The organism is Rhodococcus sp. ACT016 (genome assembly GCF_050477185.1).
GTDB lineage: Bacteria > Actinomycetota > Actinomycetes > Mycobacteriales > Mycobacteriaceae > Prescottella.
In genome coordinates this window covers 389120-413167 of the sequence record NZ_JBEAET010000002.1, presented here as the reverse complement: position 1 = coordinate 413167, position 24048 = coordinate 389120, and the positions used below count along the sequence as shown (strand labels likewise).

Sequence of the window (24048 nt, the reverse complement as noted above, 5' to 3'; positions counted from 1 at the left end):
TCCAGAATCTCCCGCGCGGCACTCAAACAGGTTTAGAAACACGCCCTAGTCGCGGAGTTCGCAGTCGTTGGCACTGGCTCCGAATCCTTGCAGGGCACATCATGAAAGTGGTGCCCCTTGAGTGACTACAGCCTCCTTATGCTTGCTGAGAAGCCGTGATTCGAGTGCTCAGGTCGGGACTTTGGCGCGGTACCTGAGTTCGCAGCAAGGCGATCGTGGCACAGGCGATCGACGCGATGCCCATGAACGCCCATGCGAGGCCGTAGCCGATGTTCGGCGCGATAAGGCCGAACGCCCACGGCATCACGAATCCGCCGATCGCCGAAACGGTCAGCATGAGACCGATTGCTGTGCCGATCTGCTCCGGCGCGATCGACGGGGTGTCGCCGGGAATCGTCTGCCACACGGCGAAGGTGAAGTTGAACATGAAGCCGATCCCGAACGCGGGCACCCAGAACGTGGCCGGGCCGCCGAGTGGTACGACGATCAGGAAGACGCCGAGTAGGACAGCGCCCACGACGAACAGCTTGCGGGCCGCGAAGTAGTGGTCGGCAAGCCAGCCTCCGATGAGACTGCCAGGTACGCCGGCGATGCCGATCACGAACGCGGCCAGGGCGATCTGATATCCCGGAATTCCTCGATCCTCGCCGTAGACCGAAATCAGTTGACTTCCACCGACATAGGCGCCATACCCGCCCAGGAACGAGATGCCGAACCGCCACACGTCCCGGTTGCCGAGCGCTTGCTTGAGTCCTTCTCGGGTGATGTCGACGCCGTCGAGTGTGCCGATGCCGCTCGGGACGCGGAACCAGATCGCGCTGACGAGGGCGACGCCGAGGCACGCGGCCGCGCCGATCACCAGTGAAGTTCGCCAGGAGGTCGCTTGCGTGATCTCGCCCCACGCGTACAGGCCCAGGGCGGTGCCGACGCTGAACCCGGCGGACGAGATGCCCAGTGCGAGAGCATGGTGCTTGTGTCGAAACCATATGCTCACCGCGCCGATGCCGACGGCCGCGAAAATCGAGGCACCGACACCGCAGACGACTCGCGTCACCATGAGCTGCACGTAGTTCTGGGCGCCGGCCGACAGCAGGGCCCCGACACCTTCGATCGCCAGACCTAATGCGATCGTGCGGCGCAGACCCCATCGAGTGGCGAGGAATCCGCCGGGGACGTGCATCAATCCGTAGGCCGCCACGAACACCGAGATGAGCAGCGCGACCGACGCGATCGACAGGTCGAACTCATCGCTGATAGGCCCGAACCCGGTTGCGATGTTGAACCAGTTGATCGTCATGACGATGAGTCCGGCGGTGACGATCGCGAGCATGAACCACTTCGTCGACGGAGAGTCCGTCGATTCCGGGCGTACAGACGCTTCGAGGGGCATGTGACGTCCTAAGGGGAGATGTGAGACGGAGGGTGGCTACGCTCCTCCGATGCTGTGAACGAGACGTACTAGAGCTGAGGTCAGCGACGACTTCGGATCCGACAGGTCGAGGAAGACGTCGTAATGGTTTCGGTCAGGAACTATGAGAAGTTCACTCGGCGAGTGCTTTTCCCATATCGAGTGGAATTCACGGCTCTGATCGAGGAATCCAGTGCCGTCGTGTTCGGCTACTGCGATGACGGCCCGAGGGCCTGAGTCCCCTGCTCGGAGCAGGGGACTCAGGTGAGCGGCAGTGGATGGATCGAGAGAGAGCCACTCGTTGGCGAACGAATCGACCAATGGACGGACATCGAAGAGCCCGCTGACCGGCAGGGCGGCCTTGACAACATCGAGTGGCAGCCCGAGCTCGGGCTGCCAATCCGACATCATCGTCGATGCAGTGAGATGTCCTCCGGCCGAACTACCCCCGACGACGATTCGGTTGCTGTCCAATCCGTAGTCGGGGCCGTGACGATGGACCCAGGCGACCGCTGTGCGTACCTGGCGGACGATCTCCTCCAGTCGAGTTGTCGGTGCCAGACCGTAATCGACTGTGACGGTGGCGATTCCTTTGCCTTCGAGTGTTCGGGCCATGAAGGCGGTGTCGTGCCGCGACAGGGCGCGCCAGTATCCGCCGTGGATCACGACGAACACTGGGCGCGGCTCTGCGCTTACGCCCCACACGTCCAGTCGCTGTCCGCTCGGGGGTCGTACTCGATGTCGCGGAACCCGTCGAGACCGGCGATGGCCCCATCGGACCGCGAACGGTATTCGGCCATAATCGAATCGAACTGTTCGACGCTGACTGTGTTTCGGACGTTGTATGCGCGGTCGATATCAGGATCGGACATCGGGAACTCGGCTAGACGGAACGGATCATCGAGCGAATCTCGTCGGCAACGTGCATGGGGGAGTCGAGTGTGGGGAAGTGCGTCTCGCCGCCCATCAGCTTGTACGAGAACCACGGGTGGGTTCGGTGGAAGTCCTCCTGGGCTCCGATGTACTCCGCCGCGGTCGGCTGCGAGAACAGGTGCCGGATCTTTCGCTCGCCGGGGATCTTCTCCATGCGCTGTAGTGGTGAACCCCACTTGCCGTAGGCCTCGGCGATGACATCGCAAGAACGAGCCCACATCTCGTGGTCGAAGGCGGCCATCTCGTTGTCGAGGTGGTTCCGGACCAGCTCGTTGTCGCTGCCGTCGAGCCAGATGTCGAAGAGCTCGCGCTGCGCCTGGACCCAGTCGGACCCACGGCTGGCCGCGAGGTTCTGGAGGAACTCCGGCGTCGCAGATGTCATCAGCCAGTCGATGACGATGGACGCGGGAACCCTTGCCGTGCCGACTCTTTCCGTCAGCTCCAAGTTCGCCCATCCGCCGTGGGAAGTCGACACCGGCAAGAATCGGTCGATTCCCAGTGAGTCGATGACGGCGAGAGCGTCGGATGCCTGCTCGACGGGCCCAAAGTCGGCTACCGGTGTGCGGTCGTCGCCGTGGCCGCGCCAGTCGATCCGAACGACGTAGTAGTCGTCTGCGAGCAACGGAACCAACGGGTCGAAGAGGCGGTGATCCTGGCACCAACCGGTGAGCAGGACGACCGCAGGTCGCGCGGCATCTCCGTGCTGGTCATAGGAAATGCTGTTTCCTGCGACGACGAGAGACTCCATTTTGGTGGGCATCATGCTTCCTTCCGGTGCTGGCTGATGTCGGCGAACCGGTCGTAGCCGGTCGGTGTGGTCATGGCCGCGCGGAGTCGCGAACGTCCGAGTCGGTGGATCCGGCCGCCGGCGGACAAGAGGGGTGATCGCGCAGCATCGGGAATGTTGTTGAGGAGTCGAAGCCCATACGACCAGCGCTGGGTGTGCTCGATGGTGGGTCGTTCGCGGGACTCCCACGTGCGCAAGGCATCCGCCACGGAGCCGGGATTCAAGGTGACGGTGTCGGCGAGGCCGAGTGCATTCATCATGGCGCAGCCGCCTCCTTGCCCGAGGTACGGCGGCTGGGCGTGTGCCGCGTCGCCGAGAATCGCGACATTGCCCACCGACCACGACTTCAACTTGATGAACTCGAAGGTGTCCCAGCGCGCCGGGATGTCGGCGAGACTGTGCACGAGCGTTTCCAACTGTGGAAAGCTGCGCGCCCAGGTCTCGATGTCGACCGGAACCTGCGTCGCCGGGCGGTCGTCCGTGTCCGCGACCAATGCGACGTACAGCGTTGTGGCACTGCTGGGTGTGTAGAGGATCCGGCGCCGTCCGGAGAAGAACTCGAGGTAGCGACCGGCGTCCTCCGGGGCGACGAAGGCTTCAGAACGTGGAACGGTCAAGCGTATTGCGCCCTGGCGCATCCGGACGCGCTCTTCGACAAGATCGAACGCATCGCGGATCTTCGAGTTGACGCCGTCAGCGGCGACAACGAGATCGGCGTGGACGGTCGAGCCAGCGGAGTCGACCACCGAACCCGAAGGGTCGACCGACGTGATCTCCGAACCCGTGACGATGTCGACCCCGGCACGGACTGCTCCGTCGACCAGCGCGCCGATGAGTCGGTCACGCATGATCGTCTTCACTCGCGGCTGGCCCGGCCCGTTGATGTCGATGCGTTCGACGGTCCGGCCGTGATGGTCGCGACTCTCGAGCGAAGGGCCAATGTGGGCGCCGACCACGGCGTCGTCGTAGAGACCGAGCGCCTCGAGGGACGCGAGCCCGTTCCCCCACACGTAGATGCCGGCTCCGATCGCGCGGATCTCCTCGTTGCGCTCGTGCAGGCGCACCTTCCACCCGCGCTGGGCGAGGGCCGTCGCAGCGGTCAATCCGCCGATGCCGGCTCCCACCACCTCTGCAGTTCTCGTTCTTGCCACGGTCAGAGACCTCCCGGTGTTTCAGACGCCACGTCCCGGCGCCCGTACGACACTCATATCCTGTGGTCCGCACCACATGCCTGTCGAATGCGATTCCTGCATGCCGATATAGCCGTTTCGAGATGACGGACGAATTCGTCTGTCCCGTCGAAGGTGTGAGACTGGGAGTGTCGACGAGCCGGTATGCAGATATCGCTATCAGCGACACCCATTTTGGTATTTGTTCGGTATGGATCGGGGCTCGACCATTGATCCATGACTTCATCCCTCGACGGCTGGATCCGTAACTTCGTCGACGGCGAATTCGTCGATCCCGATCCCCAGCGCGGCTTCGACCGGATCGATCCGGCGACCGGTCGCGTGCTCGCGCAGGTGCACGAGGCCGACCAGGCTCTGGTCGACCGCGCAGTGACCTCGGCGCGTCGTGCGCTCGACGGCGGCTGGGCCGACACCCCGGTCCGGGACCGTGCCGCGCTCCTGCGCCGCGCCGCGGACCGGATCGAGGAACGCTTCGAGGAGTTCGTCGCGGCCGAGATGGCGGACACCGGCAAACCGATCACCCAGGCGCGCGAGCTCGACGTCGCCCGCGCGCTCACGAACTTCCGGACCTTCGCCGACATCGTGTCCGCGGCCGGTCAGGAATCGTTCATGACCGACCTGCCCGGCGGCCGGCAGGCGCTGAACTACGCGGTGCGCAAACCGCTCGGCGTGGTCGCGGTCATCGTGCCGTGGAACCTGCCGCTGCTGCTGCTCACGTGGAAGGTCGCACCCGCGCTGGCGTGCGGCAATGCAGTGGTCGTCAAGCCCAGCGAGGAGACCCCTGCGACGGCGACCCTGCTCGCGGAGGTGCTCGCGGAGGTCGGTCTGCCGGCGGGTGTCTACAACGTCGTGCACGGCTTCGGCGGCAATTCCGCCGGCGAGTACCTGACCACCCACCCGGGCATCGACGGCGTCACCTTCACGGGCTCGTCCGCGACCGGATCGCACGTGATGAAAACCGTTGCGCCCCGGGTGCGTCCGGTGTCCTTCGAGCTGGGCGGCAAGAACGCGGCGATCGTGTTCGACGACGTCGACCTCGACGAGGCGCTCACCGGACTCACCAAGTCGGTGTTCACCAACACCGGGCAGGTGTGCCTGTGCACCGAGCGGGTGTACGTGCACCGCTCGATCTTCGACGACGTCGCGACCGGTCTGGCCGAGCGTGCCGAGCAGTTGCGTCTGGGTGACCCCACCGACGGTTCGACCACCACCGGTCCGCTGATCTCGCAGGCGCACCGCGAGAAGGTGCTCAGCTTCTTCCGGATGGCGGAGCAGTCCGGCGCGAAGGTCCTCACCGGCGGCGGAATCCCCGATCTCGGTGAGAAGTTCGCGTACGGGTCCTGGATCCAGCCGACGCTGTGGACGGGGCTGACCAACGAGGACCCGGTACTCCGGGAGGAGATCTTCGGCCCGGTCGCCGCGCTGGTGCCGTTCGACACCGAGGAGGAGGCCATCGCGCTGGCGAACGACACCAAGTATGGTCTCGCCGCGGCGGTGTGGACCAACGACCTCCGTCGCGGCCATCGCGTGGCGCAGAAAATGAACGTCGGAATCTCTTGGGTCAACACGTGGTTCACGCGTGAGCTGCGATCGCCGTTCGGCGGGGTCGGGCTCTCCGGAATCGGACGCGAGGGCGGCGAGTCGTCGCTGCACTTCTACACCGAGCCCACGAACGTGTGCGTGGCGCTGTGATCGACAAGAACATGATCGTGGGAAGCGGGTACTGATGTCACTGAGCAGCAAGGAAATCGCGGCGCTGGCCGAACGCCTGGACGAGGCGCAGACCGGGATCCACGACACGACGAGCCTCGCGGACGACACCGACGTCGACATCGACGACGCGTACCGCATCCAGGAGGCCGTCGTCGCGCAGCGCCTCGGTCGCGGCGAGCAGCTCGTCGGTGTGAAACTCGGATTCACCAGCAAGGCCAAGATGGCGCAGATGGGGGTCTCCGACGTGATCGTCGGACGCCTCACCGACGCGATGCGCGTCGCGGACGCCGGGGAAGTGGCACTGCGCCGCTTCATCCACCCGAAGATCGAACCCGAGGTTGCCTACCGGCTCTGCCGCGATGTCGACCTCGACGACCCGACGGTGGACATCGTCTCCTGCGTCGACGCCGTCGCACCGGCCATGGAGATCATCGACTCCCGCTACCGCGACTTCCGTTTCACGTACACCGATGTCGTCGCGGACAACACGTCGGCGGCAGCGTACGTGATCGGGGCGTGGTCCGACGTGCAGGACGTCGCCGACCGCGCGGTACGGATGACGGTCGGCGACGACACGGTCACCGGATCGACCGCGGCGATCCTCGACGACCCGGTCAACGCGCTGCACGCGCTGCTCGACATGTGCCGGCGCCGCCGGATTCCGCTGCGCGCCGGGGACGTCGTGCTCGCGGGCGCGGCGACCGCCGCAGCGCCGTTGACCGAGGCCGTCGCCCGCTGCGAGATCGCCGGATTGGGCATCGTGACAGTGAAGGGAATCGCATGAGCGACAACGCCGCCAAGGTCATCGAGCGTCTGGCCACGCCGCGCGGACGCTTCCCGCACGTGAAGGTGGCGGGCGACTTCGTGTACGTCTCCGGTACCAGCTCCCGTCGCCCGGACAACACGTTCGTCGGCGTCGAGGTCGACGAGATGGGGACCTCGAACCTCGACATCCGCGCCCAGACCCGCGCGGTGATCGAGAACATCCGATCGATCCTCGCGGAGGTCGGCGCCGGCCTCGACGACCTCGTGCAGGTGACGTCGTACCTGGTGTCGATGAACGACTTCGGTGGATACAACGAGGTGTACGCCGAGATGTTCGACGAATCCGGACCTACCCGTACCACCGTTGCGGTGCACCAGCTTCCGCATCCGCACCTGCTCATCGAGATCCAGGGCGTCGCCTACCTGCCCGCTCATCGCCGCATCAACGCCCCCGACACGGAGGACCGCTCATGACCGTCATCCCGCCCGTCATCGACTTCCAGAAGTGGATCGCCGAGAACAGGCACCTGCTCGCGCCGCCGGTCAACAACCAGACCATGGCGCTCGGCGACGACTTCATCGTGCAGGTCGTCGGCGGCCCCAACGAGCGCACCGACTACCACCTCGACCCGTACGAGGAGTGGTTCTATCAGATCGAGGGCGACATCCACGTCGATGTCATGACCGAGGACGGACCGCAGCGGGTTCACATCCGCGAGGGCGAGACCTGGCTGCTCCCCGGCAATCTCCCGCACTCGCCGCAACGCCCGACCGCCGGTTCCATCGGTCTGGTCATCGAGCGTGTGCGCCGGGAGGGCACCCTCGAGACGTTCCAGTGGTACTGCCTCGAGTGCAACCACCTGATCCACGAGATCGAACTCCAGGTGCGCGACATCGTCGCCGATCTGCCGCCGGTGTTCGTGCAGTTCTACGAGGACGAGCAGGCGCGCACGTGCAGCAACTGCGGCGCCCTGCACCCCGGAAAGGGCTGACGTGAGCGGCATCATCGACGTCCACACCCACTACGTCCCCAAGGGGTGGCCGGACCTGACCGGCGACGCGGGCCCGAACGCCCCGTGGCTGCGGGTCGAGAGCGAGTCCGAGGCCGTCATCATGATGGGCTCCAAGGAGTTCCGTCGGATCCAGTCCGACGCCTGGGATGCGGAGACGCGGCTGCGGGACATGGACGCAGACGGCGTCCGCACCCAGGTGGTCTCGCCCACACCGGCGTTCTTCAACTACGGGCGGTCCGGCGAGCAGGCCGAACGGATCTCGCGCATCTTCAACGATCTCGCGCTCGAGATCGTCGCGCCGGCACCCGACCGACTGATCCCGTTCTGCCAGGTCCCGTTGCAGGACGCCGACGCGGCCTGCCGCGAGGTGGAGCGCTGTGTCGCCAACGGACACCGCGGCGTCGAGATCGGCAACCACGTCGGCGACCGCGACCTCGACAGCGAGGGCGTGGTGACGTTCCTGCAGCACTGCGCATCGCTCGACGTCCCGGTGTTCGTGCATCCGTGGGACATGGATTCGTCGCCGCGACTGGACCGGTGGATGGCGCAGTGGCTCACCGCGATGCCCGCCGAGACGCACCTGTCGATCCTCGCGCTGATCCTCGGCGGCGTCTTCGACCGCATCGACGAGCGCCTGAAGATCGGATTCGCCCACGGCGGTGGATCGTTCGCGTTCTGGCTCGGCCGGATGGAGAACGCGTGGCACCGCCGCAACGACATCATCGGCACGTCCGAGATGCCGCCGTCGCACTACCTCGGCCGGTTCTACGTGGACTCCGTCGTGTTCGACGATCGGGCGCTTCGCCTGCTGGTCGACACCGTCGGTGTCGAGCGCGTGATGGTGGGCAGCGACTACCCGTACCCGCTCGGGGAGCGCCCGGTGGGTGAGGTGGTGCGCAAGAGCGAGTTCCTCGACGAGGCCACGCGAGATCTGATCCAGCGTGGCAACGCGGAACAATTCCTGGGACTGACAACGACCATGTGAAGGAGGGCCCATGCCTGAGAACGAATCCCGCAGTCTTTCAAGACGATCCCTGCTCGGGGCCCTGACCGCGGGAGCCGGCGCGGCGTTCGTCGCCACCAGTTGTGCGGCACTTCCCAGCGCTCCCGCGTCGGCCTCGCCGGCCGACATACCGCCGGACCCGGTTGCCCTGTCGGGCGACGTCGAGGGGTATCGGACCCGGCTTCTGCTGCTCGGTACCGCAGCAGGTCCGCGCCATGTCGCCGGCCGTAGTGGAATCTGCAGTGTGGTGTCCGTCGACGGTCACAACTATCTTGTCGATGCCGGCACCGGCGCAGTCAAGCGCGTCGCACAGGCCGAGATCTCGGTCGACAAGCTGTCGGGGATCTTCATCACCCACAATCATTCCGATCATCTCGCTGATCTGTTCAATCTGTTCCTCCTCAACAATCCGGGGAGTGCGCTCGGCCAGTATGTCGGTCCGGTTCCCATCTTCGGTCCGGGACCGGCTGGTGGTCTTCCAGCCCCGTTCGCGAATCGGCAGATCCCGATCCTCGACCAGGCGGATCCGGCGCCGGGCCTGAAGACGCTGCTCGAGGAGCAGATGCGCGCATACCGGTACGACATCAACATCCGCAACGTCGAGGAATCCCCATCGGCCATCGACTACACGACGTTGTTCGACGTCAGGGAAGTTGTGATCCCGGCTGACTCGGGGGCGTCGTTCATCGATACCGCGCCACGAATGGCGCCGTTCCCGGTGTTCGAGGACGAACGTGTCCGGGTGACGGCGACACTCGTTCCGCACTTCCCCGTCTTCCCCAGCTTCGGATTCCGATTCGACACCGCTGACGGCTCGGTCACGTTCTCGGGAGACACGGGAATGAGCGACAACCTGATCGAATTGGCCACAGGAACTGACATTCTCGTGCACGAGGTCATCGACGTCGACTACTACGCGACGACCGTGAAGAGCCCGTCGCTCGATGCGTTCATGCGGGCGTCGCACACGACGGGCGAGGACGTCGGGCGGGTGGCCACGGCGGCCGGCGCGAAGAAGGTCGTGTTGTCCCACATCGGCCCCGGCGACCCGCGAACGATCAGTGACGATCAGTGGGCGCAGCGTGTTGCGACGACCTACTCGGGTCCGATCGTGGTCGGGAACGATCTGACACAGATGGGTGTGGGCTCTCGGGTGTGACGCGACATCGGTCGCGAGACGGAACCATGGCTGTTGTCGACGCTCGGAAGTGTTTCGTCAGCAGCCGTGGTCCGTTCATCTCCGATCACCCATACACCGCAACCGGCGGAGCCCCGTCGCGGTGTATGGTCCCCGTTCGGCGGGCTGTTGTCCGCTTCAACCCGCAGAGCGGGTTGCGTGGCGTCGGATCTGGTATATGCCGTGGGTGGTGGCCACCACCGTGCCGGCGGTATCGGTGAGCGTGGCGTCGAGTTCGAACTCCGCTTTGCCCGACCGCTCCAAGTCGAGCTGAAGGCGGCTGAGCGTCGCGCTGTCCAATGTGGCTTCGGCGCGGACGTCGGTTGTCGCTGGTCGCCGGAAGGCGATCTGCACTTCCTTGACCGTCGGGTAGTACCGGGTCATGTCGAACGACGCGATAACCAATGCGCCACCGAGTACTTCGGCAACGCCGAACAGTGTGCCCGCATACATCGTTCCCATATGGTTGCCGTTGCCCTCCAGGGGCACAACTCCGACTGCGTGTCCGGTATCGAGTTCGACGATGCGAATCCCCAGTCCATGCATCGGTGGAATGGAATGCTCGATGAAACTATTGATGTACTGGACCGGATCTGATTGCGCCACTGTGGATCCCGAACGCTTTATCGTACTCATTGTCAACCTTCTGAATCTTCTTCTTGCTTGTAATTAACTTTCACACAAGCTCTTGCGTGCGAGTGGTCCTCGGAGTCAGGCCAGGTGGCTAGACGATGCTCTCGCGCAAGTTGCGTTTGAGGATCTTGCCCGAGGGATTGCGGGGGATCGAGTCGAGCACGACGAGTTCGTGCGGCAGCTTGTACCGCGCGATCTTTTCCGCGGCGAACTCGCGCAGTTCGTCGAGCGTGATCGTGGTTCCTTCGTCGAGTGTGACGACAGCGACGATGCTCTCGCCGTATTCGTCGTGGGGTCGGCCGATCACGGCCACGTCGAGCACTCTCGGATGGGCGGCGATGGCGCCCTCCACCTCGATGGAGTACACGTTCCGGCCGCCGGTGATGATCATGTCCTTGAGGCGATCGATGATCGTCATGAATCCGTCTGCGTCGAGTCGGCAGATGTCGCCGGTGTGCAGCCAACCGTCGATGATCGTGTCCGCGGTGGCCACGGGGTTGTTCCAGTAGCCCTTCATCATGGTTTCACCGCGCAGGATCAGCTCTCCGGCTTCGCCCGCCGCGACGTCGTTGCCGTCGGTGTCGATGACCCGACATTCCGCGGTCACCAGAGCCTGCCGGCCGCTGGAGTCGGGTCGCGCACGGACTTGGTCGCGGTCAGAGAAGATGCCGCTCGGTCCGGCTTCGGTCTGCCCGCACAGCTGGATGATGTTGACGTTCGGCAGCGTGACGACGAGCTGTTCGACTGCCGTCGGCGGCATCGGAGCTGCACCGAAAATGGCGGTGCGCCACGCGGTGAGGTCCCGCTCGGCGAGGTCTGGCTGGCGCAGCAGGAACTGGTACATGGTGGGCACGCCGAAGAACATGGTAATCCGCTCGCGCTCGAGGGTATCGAGCGTCTTGACTGGATCGAAACCGGCGTGCACGACGTGCGTGGCGCCGACGAGTGTCCCTGGGATGAGCATGAGGCACAGTTCGGCCGCGTGGTACAGCGGAGCGACGTGCAGCATGCGGTCGGCGTCCTTGATTCCGCACGCGGAGATCACCGACACCGCGGTCCACAGGACGCGATGATGGTCGAACAGTGCGCCCTTGGGCTTGCCTGTGGTACCGGAGGTGTACAGGATCTGGGCGTCGTCGGACTCGAGGACGGTGTCGTCGATCGGCGTCGCCGGCCGATCGACGGCGAGCGCCATCAGGTCCTGGTAGCCCTCCGCAGCACCCAGTGCGAGCACCCGCAGCCCCTCGGGGAACCCGTTCGTGCTCGCTGCGGCAACGGTTTTCGTCAGTGTGGGATCGAAGGCGAGGAACGTGGCACCGCTGTCACGCAGGATGTAGTCGAGTTCGGGCGCGGACGATGCGGGGTTGATCGGCACGAAGATCGCGCCGATCCGATGGGCGGCATAGAACGCGACGACGAACCGGTCGGAGCTGGTCGCCAGCAGTGCGAATCGATCGCCCTTGCGAAGACCGCGCTCGACCAGCAACCCGGCCACCTGATCGACGGCGCGGTTGAGCTCCCGATAGGTGTGTCGGGTATCGCCGAAGACCAGCGCGGTGCGCTCGGGAACGCGGGCGGCAGTCGATCGCAACGTGGAACCGATGGTTGGCATGTGGTCCTCCGAGGGGTGAGACGGATCTAGGTGCATGTGTTGGGGGCTTGGACGCCGACGAATCGCTCCTGAAGCCATTCGAACCCGCCGCCGAACGCGCCGATCGCAGCGTCGAGGACGTGGCCGACGGCGTAGCCAGGCAGGATCTTCGGCAGGGGAATGTCGACGAGCTTCACAGTGGCTCCGCTGGCGCACCAGTCGCGAGCCAGTCGACGAATGCCGTCCGGCACGACTTCGTCGGCGTCGCCGGTGACCAGGTAGACGGGGGCGGAGGGCGTTGTGCTGCCGAGGCGTTGCGCTGCGACCGCCCCAGCGGTCGCCGGGTGCGCGGCGAGCGTATCGGGAATGGAGCGCCCGTCAGTGGTCCATTCGGCGGACTTGTGGAATCCGTAGTCGAGCGCGGTCTCGAGGATGCAACGGTTGGACGTTTCCTGCATCATTCGTTGCCCGGCGGCGTTGAGGGCGCTGTCGACGACCGAGCGGGTGTCAGGGAAGGTCGCTCGGAGAGACGTGAGGAAGTAGCCAATCGCGCCGGTCAACAAGGATCCATCGGCGTAGTCGAACGTTTCGATGATGTCCACCGGGGCCGAGCCGGCATAGGTGCCTCGCACGTCGAGTTCGGGGGCGTAGCTCCCGACCTGCTCTGCCACCGCGCCCGCGGCGTGCCCACCCTGGGAGTAACCCCAGAACCCGACGGGGCCTCGGTCTGGAATACCCGCGGCGCCGAGACGTTGGGCCGCACGGGCGGCATCGATCACCGCATGCGCCTCGGCCGGGGCAATCAGATAGCTGTCGGGCAGGTAGTCGCTGACGACGACCGCGATGCCCTGGGCAAGCAGCGCGCTGATGGCCGCGACCTCGTACTCGGTGAAGACTCCGCGCGGCGGGCGGAAGTCAACCACTTTGTCGAGCAGGCGCGACGGCTGACACTGGGGTGCGAGCCCGTGCGTACCCACGGCGACGCTGACGAGAGGACGCGCACCTGGGCCCCGCCAGGGCGCCGCGGGATCGAGGACGACCCCGGTCGCAGCGGCGGCGGCGCCTGCGGCTTCGGTGGTCCGATACATGATGCGGGTCGCGGAGGCCGGAAAGGTGTCGGGACCGATCGACGCAGACAATGCGAGTTGCATCGGCTGCTGGCGGAGGATGTCGCCGGGCCTCCCGGTCGCGGTGAGCGCCGGCGCGGAGTAGAAGTCCTCCGGCGGGACCGCGGCAGCCGCCGCCCCGGCGATGCCCGGCGTCGATATCAGGGCGACAGCCGCCGCGAGCAGCACCGCGAAGAGTGTTCGTGTCGACATGTGGACCTCCTGCTGAACTTTCTGTGCTTCCCGATCGAACGATGCAGGGCTACGCAGCTAGGAGACTTGCGTGCCACGATTGGACCAATGCTGCTGCCGTAGTTCGCGTTTGAGAATCTTTCCCGCGCCCGACATGGGCAACGCCTCGACAAACTCTACTGTCCTTGGAGTCTTGTAGCCGGCGATCAGAGACTTGACGTGTTCACGGAGATCGGATTCCGTTGCAACGGAACCCGGTTGGAGAACGACGGCGGCGTGGACCCGCTCACCCCACTGGTCGTCGGGGACGCCGATGACCGCGCATGCGGCCACCGCGGGATGCTTGGCGAGCGCGTTCTCCACCTCGGCCGAGTACACGTTCTCGCCGCCGGAGATGATCATGTCCTTTATCCGATCGACGACGAACACGTAGCCGTTCTCATTTATGTATCCGCCGTCACCGGTGTGCATCCAGCCGTCGCGAAGGGCGTCTGCGGTGTCCTGGGGCCGGTTCCAGTAGCCGAGCATCACATGATCGCCGCGCACCACGACCTCGCCGACGGTGCCACGCGGCAGCTCCTGGTCGTCGGAGTCGACGATCGTGACTTCGGCGTGCGGTGCGGCGCGTCCCGCCGAGCGCCGGAGCGTCGGATCGGCGTGCTCGTCGGGGAGCAGCAGCGTCGCGACGGGCGAGAGTTCGGTCATCCCGTATGCCTGGGTGAATCCGGTGTCGGAAAACACCCGGCGCGCTCGGTCTAGGAGACCCTCGGACATCGGCGATGCACCGTAGACGAGATGACGCAGGGTACTCAGGTCGGTGGCGGGGGTGCGCGGGTCGTCGACGAGCATCTGGATCATGGTGGGCACCAGAAGCGCATCGGTGACATCATGTCGTTCGATCGCAGCCAGCACCGCTTCGGGGCTGAAGAGGGGCACGATGACGTGTGTCGACCCGACTAGGCAACCAGCGGTCCATGACATCAGGTCGGCGAGATGGAACATCGGGGCGGCGTGGAGGAGTCGACCCCGGTGGGTCAGGAACTCGCCGGTCGCGAGGCAGCCGAGCGAGGACGTGAGCAGGTTGTCGTGAGTGAGCATCACACCCTTCGGGTGACCGGTTGTTCCGCCGGTGTAGAAGATCCCCAACATGGCGTCACCGCCGGTACGGGTGTCGTCGACCGCGGCTGAATCCGAGATCAACGTTTCGTAGTCGATCGCGCCGTCCGGGCATTTGCCCTCGCCGCAGTGGATGACCGCCCGTATGTCGGGCGCCTTCTCGAGCAGCACCGGGATGTTCTGGGCGAACGCGTCGTCGACCAGCAGCACGCGGGTGTCCGAGTCCCGCAGCGAGAATGCAACCTCATCCGGACTCCACCGGATGTTGACGGGATTGAGGACTGCGCCGAGCCACGGCACCGCCAACAGGTACTCGTGGTATCGGTCCGAGTTGAACGAGTAGATGCCCACTCGGTCGCCCGGCTGCACCCCGAGCGCACGCAGACCTCCCGCCAGGCGCGTGACGCGGTCGTGCACCTCACGGAAGGAACGCATCCGGTCGCCGAAGACGGTCATCGGCCGGTCGGGATCCTGCTGAACGGATCGGTGGAGAGCCTGGGTCAGGTACATGGTGCATCTCCTGTTCGTGCGGTGGACGTGGTGCCCGGGCCGGTGAAGAACGCGCGTCCGCGCACGGCACCGTGTGGCTCGGCGAGGAAAGATCTCATGACGGCGTTCAGCTTCGCGGGACGGTTCGGGGTGACGACGCCCACGCCGTCTTCACGCAGGTCGCCGAGCACCCGGCCTGCCACCGCGTGCTCGGCGGAGACACCTCCGACGCCTGGGGCAGGGCCCATGTTTGCTTCCTTCCGTGCAGGGTGATTCAGAGCGAACGCGCTATCAGTTCCTTCATCACTTCGTTCGCTCCCGCGTAGATCTTCTGAGCGCGCGAGTCTGCATACATGCGCGCGATCGGGTACTCGAGCATGTAGCCGTAGCCGCCGAAGAGCTGCACACAGCGGTCGACGACCTCGCACTGCACGTCGGTCGAATTGGCCTTCGCCATCGACGCGGTGGCGGCGTCGAGCTCACCGCGCATGTGCAGTTCGACGCAGTGGTCGACGAACACGCGCGCCGTCCGCACCAGGATCGCGCACTGCGCGAGTTCGAAACGGGTGTTCTGCATCTCGAACAGCGGTGCCCCGAACGCCGTGCGTTCCTTGGTGTATCCGACGGTCGCCTCGAGCGCGGCCTCGGCGACTGCGACGGCACCGTCGGAGATGACCAGCCGCTCGTGTGCGAGCTGTGTCATCGCGTAGTAGAACCCCTGGCCTTCCTCGCCCAGCAGGTTCCTGGCCGGCACGCGGACGTCGTCGAAGAAGATCTCGGCGGTGTCCTGCGAACGCAGACCGACCTTGTCCAGTAGTCGGCCGACCCGGTAGCCGTCCGCCTCCGCGGTCTCGACGACGACGAGGGAGATGCCCCTGGTACCGGCCGTCGGGTCGGTCCTGCAGACCACGATGACGAGGTCCGCATGGCCGCCGTTGGTGATGAAGGTCTTGGCTCCGTTGAGCATGAAGTGATCGCCGTCGCGAAGTGCGCTGGTGCGCAACTGCTTCAGGTCCGATCCGCCCGCCGGTTCGGTCATCGCGATGGCGCCGATCATCTCGCCGCTGGCCATCTTCGGCAGCCAGCGGCGCTTCTGCTCGTCGGTGCCGTAGGCGAGGATATAGTTCGCGACGATCCCGCTGTGCACGGCGTTGCCGAGCCCGAAGCCCATTTCGGTGAGGGCGAGCGGCACCTGCAGGATGGCGAGCTCGTGGGCGAGAGTGCCGCCCCCGCCGCCGTACTCCTCGGGGATGGAGGCGCACAGCAGGCCCTGTGCGCCGGCCTTGAGCCAGAAGTCCCGATCGACGTACTTCTGGTCGATCCACCTTTCCCGGTGGGGCAGAGCCTCGGTCTCGATGAACTTGGTGACCATGTCCCTGAGGGCGAGAACCTCGTCGTCGACCCAGGGGGAGCGGTATGTGGTGCTGCTCATTTTCGGTCCCACTCCCCTCACATGAGGAATCCGCCACCGCAGACCACGGTCTGGGCGCTGACGTAGTTCGATTCGGGGGTGCACAGCAGGTACACGGCGCCGGCCGCTTCCTCCGGCGCGCCGGCCCGGCCCAGCGGGATCATCTGTTCCATCGCGGTCAGCAGATCCGGGTTGACGCCGACCTTGATCTCGCGGCCCGCGACGTCGATGGTGCTGCCGCCGTCGGCCGGCGCCTGCGTCAGTCGAGTCTTGATCAGGCCGAAGGCGACCGTGTTGACGGTGACGTTGTAGCGACCCCATTCCTTGGCCAGCGACTTGGTCAGGCCGGTGATCCCGGCCTTCGCGGCCGAGTAGTTCGCCTGGCCTGCATTGCCGCCCAGGCCGGCGATCGAGGAGATGTTGACGACCTTGCGGCACGGCACGGGCTCGCCGGCGTCCTTCGCGGCCTTGACCGCGGCGCTGATCACCGGCTGCGCGGCGCGCAGGATCCGGAACGGCGCCTTGAGATGCACGTCCAGGATCGCGTCCCACTGCTCGTCGGTCATCTTCTGCACGACCGAGTCCCACGTGTATCCGGCGTTGTTGACGATGATGTCGAGGCCACCGAACGAGTCGACCGCGGTGTCGACGAAGCGCTGCGCGAAGTCCTCGTCAGTGACCGATCCGACGCAGGCGACGGCGCTGCCGCCGGCCGCCTCGATTGCCGTGACGACCTCCTTCGCGGGCTCGGCATCGAGATCGTTGACGACCACCTTCGCGCCTTCGCGGGCGAGCTTGAGAGCGATTTCACGGCCGATGCCGCGCCCGGAGCCCGAGACGATCGCAACCTTGTTGTCGAGTGTTCCCATGGTGTCTGTCCTTCGTGAAGTTCTGGTGGAGGGGGGTAGGTCAGCTCAGCACGATGACTGCATCGCCGAGCAGGGTGACGGTGCCGTCGGCGAGCGCGACCTTCAATTCGAGGTTCGCGAGGCGTTCGTCGCCGTTCTGCTCGATCGAGACGACGGTGCCGGTGGAGACGGGCTGTCCGTGCACGGGGGTGACCGCGGCGAATCGGACGCGGTAGGACCGGATCCGCTGCTGCGGTACCCAATTGGTCAGCAGCCGGCCCAGGTAGGCCATCGACAGCATGCCCTGCGCGAACACGTCGTCGAGGCCGGCGCTCTTCGCGACGTCGATGTCGATGTGCATCGGGTTGTGGTCGCCCGACGCGCCCGCGAACAGCGCGAGGGTTGTGCGCGAGATCGGATCAATGTGCAGCGCCGGCAGTTCGGTACCCACGGCGACGTCGGCGGCGGCGAAGTCTGCGGCTTCGGTTGCGCTGGTGTTCATTTCGCTCCCGTGTTTCGGACGACGATCACCGTCTGCATGGTTGCCAGTCGGGTGCCGTCGTGGCGGTGGATGTCGACCTCTTTGACGATGAACTCGAGGGCGCCGCCCTTCTTCGTGTACACGTCGGTGATCCGGGGCACCGCGGTGACCGTGTCGCCCGCGTAGGCCTGCTGGTGGTACGTGTAGGACTGTTCGCCGTGCAGGATGGACCGGAGGTCCACGCCGAGTGAACCGAGCCAGCCGAACGGGTCGGGCTGCTCCAACTCCACGCCGAACAGGAAGGTCGGGGGAACCGGAAGGCCGCGGTGGCCGGCGTCCCGCGCGGCATCGAGGTCGCTGTAGACCGGATCGGTCTCACCGATCGCCTTGGCGAAGAACTGAAGTCGGCCGGCGTCGATGGTCATCGTGGTCGGCGGGAACTCGGTGCCCACCACCTGGGGGTCGATCGCCATGATTCAGCCCACCTTCTCGTAGAGGGTCACGACGGCGGCGCCGCCGAGCCCGATGTTGTGCTGCAAGCCGATTCGTACGCCGTCGACCTGCCGCGCCTCGGCCTGCCCACGCAGCTGCCACACCAGTTCGGCGCACTGGGCGAGTCCGGTGGCGCCGAGGGGGTGCCCCTTCGACAGCAGGCCACCGGACGGGTTGGTGACCACGCGTCCGCCGTAGGTGTTGTCGCCGTCGCGGATGAACTTCTCCGCGGTGCCCTCCGGGGTGAGTCCGAGGCCCTCGTAGGTGATCAGTTCGTTGGTGGTGAAGCAGTCGTGCAACTCGACCACCCGGATGTCCTCGGGGCCGACGCCGGCAGCCTCGTAGACCTGCTTCGCGGCGGCCTTGGCCATGTCGTAGCCGACCACCTTCATCATGTCCGCCTCGTCGAACGTCGACGGCAGATCGGTTGCCATCGCCTGCGCGCGAATGATCACCGACGCGTCGATCCCGTGGGCCTTGGCGAACTCCTCGCTACACAGCACTGCGGCCGCCGCGCCGCAGGTGGGCGGGCAGCACTGCAGCCGGGTCAGCGGCCCGAAGATCCTCGGGGAGGCGAGCACCTCCTCGACGGTGACCGGGTCGCGGAAGACCGCGTAGGGGTTGTTGGCGGCGTGCCTGCGGGCCTTGACCGCAATCTGGGCGAACACGTCGGGCGACATGCCGTACTTGTCCGCGTAGGCAGCGCCGGCGCCGCCGAAGTACTGCGCCGCCATGGGCGCGGATTCGTCCCAGCCCTGGACTTCCCGGGTCACCTCGTCGAACTTCGCGAACGGGCTCGGGCGATCGTCCCACTTGTCGGTCAGTGCGCCGCGCTGCATCTGCTCGAAACCCAGGGCGATCACGCACTCTGCCGCGCCCGACTCGATCGCCTGACGGGCCAGCCACAGCGCGGTCGAACCGGTCGAGCAGTTGTTGTTGACGTTGACGACCGGAATGCCGCTGTGCCCCAACCCGTACACCGCCGCCTGGCCCGATGTCGAGTCGCCGTAGACGTATCCCACGTACGCCTGCTGCACATCCGCGTACTCGACGCCGGCGTCGGCGAGCGCCTTGCGCGCGGCCTCCTGCCCCATCTCGGTGTAGGGGGCCGTTCGACTGGGGGTGACGAACGGGATCATCCCGACACCTGCAACGACAGTTCTTCGACTCATCTGAACTCCTCAAAATCGTGCTGAATGACTCGGAGGGGGCTATGCGCGGTTCACTTCACGGCGACATCAGCGCCCGGCCCGAGCATGGACGCCCTCGCGGGGTATCGACTACGTCGAATCGGGGACGTCGCCGACTGTGCGACTCTGCCCCCACGATCCCCGACCTGCTCCCGATGGGGTTGTCATGTTCGGCACACTATCGATGGTTCACATAATTCACAAGAGTCGGGGCGAAATCGGTTGAAGTCCGCGGTGGGAGGTACTGAGTGTTCCCGCTGAGCGCGAAGAACCGAGTTGCTGGACACGGCGCGGCTCGACCAGCAGGGCCTGACGCCTCAGGTGCGTGCCCTGGGCCCGTTGTCGGGGTGATCGCGGTCTGCAGGGAGGTGTCGTGCGAGCGGCTGTATTGATGGGATTGTTGGTAAACTTATGTCTATTCACATGTGGGTGTGTCCGGATCTGTGGTCGGCCCTGGCGGCATGCCTTGTGGAATAGTCGGCGGGCGGGATCCGGGTCCGTATGCAGGAGGACGACATGGTGGTCTCGACGGGGCGGGCATCCGCGATACGTACACAGCGACCGCGGAACCGCAAGGAGTTGATCCTGGCGGCCGCTGTCGAGCAGTTCTGGCTGCGTGGATATCACAGTGTCGGTATGGCGGACATCGCGGCGGCGGTCGATATCGGGCCCAGCGCGCTGTACCGACACTTCCGGAACAAGCAGGCTCTGCTGGTGACGGCGATGAACGAGTTCCTCGATCGGGCGGGGCAGATGCTTGCTGCGCCTGCGGATCGGGACGCGTTCGTCGAGAGTATGGCTTCGACGAGTCTGGACTGCCGAGCCTTCGGGTTGCTGTGGGAACGGGAGTCTGGCCATCTTCCCGAAGAAGCGAGGCTGGCTACCCGACGCCGGTTGCGGGAGTTGGCCTCTGGGCTTGCCGAGGCGGTCGATGCGGGGAGTGGCGAGTCGGCCTCGGATGCGAATCTGCGTGCGTGGGCCATGATGTCGGTGGTCGCGAGTCCGTCGCATCACCAAGTGGATGTCGACCGCGCTCGGTTCGAGGAGTTGATGCGGAGATCGGTGCGCGCGGTTCTCACCGCTCCGCTTCCGGATCCGGCCGTCGACGCCATGGCGGTGTCAGGGCCGCCGGCAGGACTGACCCCGATCTCGCGACGCGAAACATTGCTTGCGGCCGCAATCCGCCTGTTCTCCGAAAGAGGCTACCCTGCAGTGGCACTCACCGACATCGGTGATGCCGTCGGTATTGCGGGACCGAGCGTCTACAACCATTTCGACAGCAAGATCGACCTCCTGGCCACGGCGCTGGACCGAGGTACGGGAGCGCTGTGGCTGGGGCTCCAGCCGGCACTGGCCGCTGCCACCGGTCCAGAGGATGCGGTGCGCCGACTCGTCAAGAACTACACGGCGTTCGCGATGGGAAACCCCGACCTGGTCGGGATCCTCATCTCCGAGGTGATCAACCTGCCAGAGGATCGCCGCCACAGCTACCGGCGCACACAGGTCGAGTACATAACCGAGTGGACCGCGTTGCTGCGCCGCGAGCGTCACGACCTCGGCGAACCCGAGACGCGGATTCTCGTGCACGCAGCACTCGCAGTGATCAACAGTCTCTCGCGAATCCCACATCTACGGTCTCGCCCGTTTCTGGCGGACGAAGTCAGTGCCATGGCACTTGCTGTGCTGGATCTACCTGTCGAGGCGTGTTGAACGAGGTGAATCGGAAGCGCCCACGCAAACTGCCCCGCCTCCGTCGCCTGCCGTCAAGTCACCGTTCCCCGGGGCCGGTGCAATCGAGACAGAGCGACGGGGCGTTCCATGCATGTGGTGGCGTTTCCAGCCGTTTGCGTGACGGAGGTCTGGATCCCCTCGTGCGACGGTCGTCCTAATCGACGTAGGCCTGAGCGAAGTTGACCGAGGCGGTCCGCTCGGCCTGGGTGAACCACCCGAAGATCTCCGGGTCGGTGTACTTGGTGAGGGTCGCTGCCGCCTTCTCGATTCGGTCCAGAGCGACGTTGGCGCGCGTCCGCACCGCGTCCAGATCCTGGCCGACGAGCCGCCCGTCGCGCTTGCGGATCTTGCCGTCGACCATGACAGTCTCCACATCGGCGGCGGTCGACTGGAGCACCACCGAACCCGCCGGGTAGCTCGATCGGACCAGGTCCATGCGCGGCTTGACGACGATGAGGTCGGCCTGTTTGCCGACAGTGATCGAGCCGATCCGGTCCTCGAGTCCCAGTGCCGCGGCGCTGTTGCGGGTTGCCCACGTGAGGGCGTCGTGCACGCCGAGTCCCACCGTGGTCGGCATGGTTCCGGTCGCGTGGACGCGAGTGTGGTCGAGCGCTCGTTGGAACTGCAATCCAAGTCGCATCTGCGAGAAAAGGTCTCCGGATCCGACACACACGATGTCCGTGCTGATGCCGGGAGCCAATCCGTGATCGAGTGCCGCGCGGAACGGCGGATGCCCCATGCCCATCTGCATCTCCGTCTCGGGCGCGATGGTCACCTTGGCGCCGGTGTCGGCGAGGAGCTGCCACTCGCGATCGTCGAGCGCGGGGCAATGGATGTGGAGGTGGCCGGGGAGGAGGAGTCCGCGGTGGTGGAGTTCGTGTAGTCCGCGGAGCAGAATCGAGCTCGTCGCGGCGCCTGTGTGGGAGGCCCCGAGGATTCCGAGCTCGCCGACCTTCTCGATCTCCGCGGCCGTCTCTGCAAACGTGACCGTGCCGAAATCGCTGTACAGCATACCCATTCGTGAAAGGTCGCCATCCGAGGAGAAGTACTCCGAGCGGATCGTCGCGGCGGCATCCAAGCGCTGGTTGTGCGACAGGAACGCCGGAGGCCGGTAGTCGTACTGCTGCATACCGTAGGCGTAGACCGACCGAATGCCGGTCGCGCGCAGCGCTTCGATGTCTGCACGTGCATGGTCGATGCTGTTGACGCAGTCGTGGCAGTCAAGGATCGTCGTGACGCCGGCATCGAGCGCCTCGAGTGCACCCACCGTCGATGCGGCCGATGCGTCCTCCGGTTCGATGATCGATCCGATGCCGTAGAAGGTGGAGGCGAGGAACTGCATCAGCGACTGGTCGGCGGAGATGCCGCGCAACAACGCCATCCAGGTGTGGCGATGGCTGTCGATCATGCCGGGTAGGACGACTCCGCCAGTGGCGTCGATGCGCTCGGCGTCCACCGCCGCGAACTCCTCCGCGGACCGTGCTACCGCGACGATCCGGTCGTCCTCGACGAGGACGGCTCCGTTCGGCAACTCGCCGTGATCGGCGTCCATGGTGATCACATGGCCGCCCTCGAGAATGTACCTGCTTGTGCTCATCGGTGCTCTCCAACTCTATTCGACGGGTTACTGGTGCCCCGATACTGCGGAGTGAGGCCGGCCACATCAAATACCTATTCAGGGTACCGGTATGCCTGGCTGGGCATGGAGGGGTCCTCGATCAGTATGTGTAGCTAGATATTGCTCGGACACAACCCCTTTCCGGGAAAGGGTGCTCAGGGAGTCGATAGGCTGCCGCCATGGACATCCCGCACCTGCTCGACGGTCGATTGAAGCTCAAGCACCTGCTCCTGGTGGACGCGCTCACTCGACAAAGAAGTGTCGTCGGGGCCGCGGCCGCAATGCACGTGACCCAGCCGGTGGCGACTCGGAGCCTTCATGAACTCGAGGCGATCCTTGGGGTCGTGCTGTACGAGCGGGGGCCTCGCGGTATCACGCCGACGATCTTCGGTGAGGCGTTCACGACTCATGCGCGGTCGGTGATCGCCCAGCTCACTCAGGCCGGTCGCCACGTCGTGGAACTCGCCGATGCCGATCGGGGGACGGTCGTCGTCGGTACGCATCTCGCGGGGTCGAATGTTCTGCTGCCCCGGGCGATTGCCGCGTTGAAGACCGACAAGCCGATGCTGACCGTGATCGTTCGGGAAGGCACCCCCGAGGTTCTGCTGGTCGAGCTCGAGGCGGGTCGGGTCGACATGGTGGTGGGCCGGTTGACGGCCCCCACCGACGAGCATGCGATCCGCAGAAGCCTGTACCAAGAATCCGTTGAACTCGTGACGCGTGTCGACCATCCACTCGCATCGCAGTCGGAGGTGACCCTCGCCGACCTCGCGGCGTACCCGTGGATCCTGCCTGGGGTCGAGACGACCTTGCGGCGCGAGCTGGAGGAGTTCTTCGCGCGCAATGGGATGCGTCTGCCCGAGAGTCGTGTCGAGGCGACGTCGTATCTGACTGTTCGCCAGCTTCTCGTGGAGACCGACATGATCGCGGTTCTGCCCGGTCTCATTGCTCGCGGCGATCGGCGCCTGAGCCCGTTGCCGATGTCGCTCGACCCCATCGGTCACAGTGTCGGGGTGACGCTCTCGGCCGGACGCAGGCTGAGTCCGTCGGCCGAGGCGCTCGTCGACAACCTGCAGCGAATCGCGGCAGAGATGGTTCCGAGCGGGTCCTGACAGCGAGCCCCCCGATGTCGATCCATGACGAGATCGGCATAGCGGAGGC

At 65.6% G+C, this 24048-nt stretch carries 23 protein-coding genes; 8 read left to right on the top strand and 15 right to left on the bottom strand.

Translation table 11 applies throughout. The features are described from left to right. Positions 1 to 136: 136 nt before the first annotated feature. From ACQ5DX_RS28720 to ACQ5DX_RS28705, 4 genes are all read right to left on the bottom strand, one after another. Positions 137 to 1390, bottom strand: coding sequence for an MFS transporter (locus ACQ5DX_RS28720; protein WP_430336136.1), 1254 nt, complete (start codon positions 1388 to 1390; stop codon positions 137 to 139). A gap of 36 nt (positions 1391 to 1426) precedes the next feature. Continuing rightward, the gene (locus ACQ5DX_RS28715; RefSeq protein ID WP_430336135.1) at positions 1427 to 2083 is read right to left on the bottom strand and encodes an alpha/beta hydrolase; all 657 of its coding nucleotides are present in this window, start codon (positions 2081 to 2083) and stop codon (positions 1427 to 1429) included. Positions 2084 to 2291: 208 nt separating this feature from the next. Continuing rightward, positions 2292 to 3104: an alpha/beta fold hydrolase gene (locus ACQ5DX_RS28710; RefSeq protein ID WP_430336134.1), complete on the bottom strand. Its 813-nt coding sequence runs from the start codon at positions 3102 to 3104 to the stop codon at positions 2292 to 2294. After that, the gene (locus tag ACQ5DX_RS28705; RefSeq protein WP_430336133.1) at positions 3101 to 4279 is read right to left on the bottom strand and encodes an FAD-dependent oxidoreductase; all 1179 of its coding nucleotides are present in this window, start codon (positions 4277 to 4279) and stop codon (positions 3101 to 3103) included. Before ACQ5DX_RS28705 ends, ACQ5DX_RS28710 begins: the two co-directional genes overlap by 4 nt. A 255-nt stretch (positions 4280 to 4534) precedes the next feature. Between ACQ5DX_RS28705 and ACQ5DX_RS28700 the strand changes: the two genes are divergently transcribed. Genes ACQ5DX_RS28700 through ACQ5DX_RS28675 form a run of 6 tightly spaced genes read left to right on the top strand, consistent with a single transcriptional unit; the run spans position 4535 to position 9971 of the window. After that, positions 4535 to 6010 (top strand): 2-hydroxymuconic semialdehyde dehydrogenase, encoded by a 1476-nt coding sequence (locus tag ACQ5DX_RS28700; RefSeq protein ID WP_430335461.1) that lies wholly within the window; start codon positions 4535 to 4537, stop codon positions 6008 to 6010. Positions 6011 to 6044: 34 nt separating this feature from the next. Then, entirely contained in the window at positions 6045 to 6815 is a 771-nt protein-coding gene (locus tag ACQ5DX_RS28695) for a 2-keto-4-pentenoate hydratase (RefSeq protein ID WP_430335462.1), read from the top strand. Continuing rightward, on the top strand, positions 6812 to 7270 hold the full coding sequence (locus ACQ5DX_RS28690) for a RidA family protein (protein ID WP_430335463.1): 459 nt from the start codon (positions 6812 to 6814) through the stop codon (positions 7268 to 7270). The genes ACQ5DX_RS28695 and ACQ5DX_RS28690 overlap by 4 nt, the downstream gene beginning before the upstream one ends. After that, complete coding sequence (locus tag ACQ5DX_RS28685) at positions 7267 to 7788, top strand: 3-hydroxyanthranilate 3,4-dioxygenase (protein ID WP_430335464.1); 522 nt, start codon at positions 7267 to 7269, stop codon at positions 7786 to 7788. The genes ACQ5DX_RS28690 and ACQ5DX_RS28685 overlap by 4 nt, the downstream gene beginning before the upstream one ends. A gap of 1 nt (position 7789) precedes the next feature. Further along, the gene (locus ACQ5DX_RS28680) at positions 7790 to 8794 is read left to right on the top strand and encodes an amidohydrolase family protein (RefSeq protein ID WP_430336132.1); all 1005 of its coding nucleotides are present in this window, start codon (positions 7790 to 7792) and stop codon (positions 8792 to 8794) included. Between the two features lie 10 nt (positions 8795 to 8804). After that, positions 8805 to 9971 (top strand): MBL fold metallo-hydrolase, encoded by a 1167-nt coding sequence (locus ACQ5DX_RS28675; protein WP_430336131.1) that lies wholly within the window; start codon positions 8805 to 8807, stop codon positions 9969 to 9971. 156 nt (positions 9972 to 10127) lie between these two features. On the opposite strand, the gene ACQ5DX_RS28670 is transcribed toward ACQ5DX_RS28675, so the two are convergent. From ACQ5DX_RS28670 to ACQ5DX_RS28625, 10 genes are all read right to left on the bottom strand, one after another. Next, positions 10128 to 10625, bottom strand: coding sequence for a YiiD C-terminal domain-containing protein (locus ACQ5DX_RS28670; protein ID WP_430336130.1), 498 nt, complete (start codon positions 10623 to 10625; stop codon positions 10128 to 10130). Between the two features lie 88 nt (positions 10626 to 10713). Then, a complete protein-coding gene (locus ACQ5DX_RS28665) occupies positions 10714 to 12234 on the bottom strand; it encodes a class I adenylate-forming enzyme family protein (RefSeq protein ID WP_430336129.1) in 1521 nt (506 codons plus the stop codon). Positions 12235 to 12260: 26 nt separating this feature from the next. Beyond that, positions 12261 to 13532 carry a lipase family protein gene (locus tag ACQ5DX_RS28660; protein WP_430336128.1) on the bottom strand — a complete coding sequence of 424 codons (1272 nt, stop codon included), beginning with the start codon at positions 13530 to 13532 and terminating at the stop codon, positions 12261 to 12263. Positions 13533 to 13589: 57 nt separating this feature from the next. Beyond that, a complete protein-coding gene (locus ACQ5DX_RS28655; protein ID WP_430336127.1) occupies positions 13590 to 15137 on the bottom strand; it encodes a long-chain-fatty-acid--CoA ligase in 1548 nt (515 codons plus the stop codon). Beyond that, positions 15128 to 15364, bottom strand: coding sequence for a hypothetical protein (locus ACQ5DX_RS28650; protein ID WP_430336126.1), 237 nt, complete (start codon positions 15362 to 15364; stop codon positions 15128 to 15130). The genes ACQ5DX_RS28655 and ACQ5DX_RS28650 overlap by 10 nt, the downstream gene beginning before the upstream one ends. A 26-nt stretch (positions 15365 to 15390) precedes the next feature. Beyond that, entirely contained in the window at positions 15391 to 16548 is a 1158-nt protein-coding gene (locus tag ACQ5DX_RS28645; RefSeq protein ID WP_430336125.1) for an acyl-CoA dehydrogenase family protein, read from the bottom strand. A 17-nt stretch (positions 16549 to 16565) separates the two neighbouring features. Next, positions 16566 to 17396 carry an SDR family NAD(P)-dependent oxidoreductase gene (locus ACQ5DX_RS28640; protein WP_430336124.1) on the bottom strand — a complete coding sequence of 277 codons (831 nt, stop codon included), beginning with the start codon at positions 17394 to 17396 and terminating at the stop codon, positions 16566 to 16568. A gap of 40 nt (positions 17397 to 17436) precedes the next feature. Then, the gene (locus ACQ5DX_RS28635) at positions 17437 to 17877 is read right to left on the bottom strand and encodes a MaoC/PaaZ C-terminal domain-containing protein (protein ID WP_430336123.1); all 441 of its coding nucleotides are present in this window, start codon (positions 17875 to 17877) and stop codon (positions 17437 to 17439) included. Further along, positions 17874 to 18329 carry a MaoC family dehydratase N-terminal domain-containing protein gene (locus ACQ5DX_RS28630; RefSeq protein ID WP_430336122.1) on the bottom strand — a complete coding sequence of 152 codons (456 nt, stop codon included), beginning with the start codon at positions 18327 to 18329 and terminating at the stop codon, positions 17874 to 17876. Before ACQ5DX_RS28630 ends, ACQ5DX_RS28635 begins: the two co-directional genes overlap by 4 nt. Before the next feature lie 3 nt (positions 18330 to 18332). Further along, the gene (locus ACQ5DX_RS28625) at positions 18333 to 19520 is read right to left on the bottom strand and encodes a lipid-transfer protein (protein ID WP_430336121.1); all 1188 of its coding nucleotides are present in this window, start codon (positions 19518 to 19520) and stop codon (positions 18333 to 18335) included. Positions 19521 to 20054: 534 nt separating this feature from the next. Between ACQ5DX_RS28625 and ACQ5DX_RS28620 the strand changes: the two genes are divergently transcribed. Beyond that, the gene (locus ACQ5DX_RS28620; RefSeq protein ID WP_430336120.1) at positions 20055 to 21248 is read left to right on the top strand and encodes a TetR/AcrR family transcriptional regulator; all 1194 of its coding nucleotides are present in this window, start codon (positions 20055 to 20057) and stop codon (positions 21246 to 21248) included. Positions 21249 to 21423: 175 nt separating this feature from the next. Here the strand turns inward: ACQ5DX_RS28620 and ACQ5DX_RS28615 are convergent, their stop codons facing one another. Then, on the bottom strand, positions 21424 to 22866 hold the full coding sequence (locus tag ACQ5DX_RS28615) for an amidohydrolase family protein (protein ID WP_430336119.1): 1443 nt from the start codon (positions 22864 to 22866) through the stop codon (positions 21424 to 21426). Between the two features lie 200 nt (positions 22867 to 23066). Between ACQ5DX_RS28615 and ACQ5DX_RS28610 the strand changes: the two genes are divergently transcribed. Then, on the top strand, positions 23067 to 23999 hold the full coding sequence (locus tag ACQ5DX_RS28610) for a LysR substrate-binding domain-containing protein (RefSeq protein WP_430336118.1): 933 nt from the start codon (positions 23067 to 23069) through the stop codon (positions 23997 to 23999). Positions 24000 to 24048 lie beyond the last annotated feature (49 nt).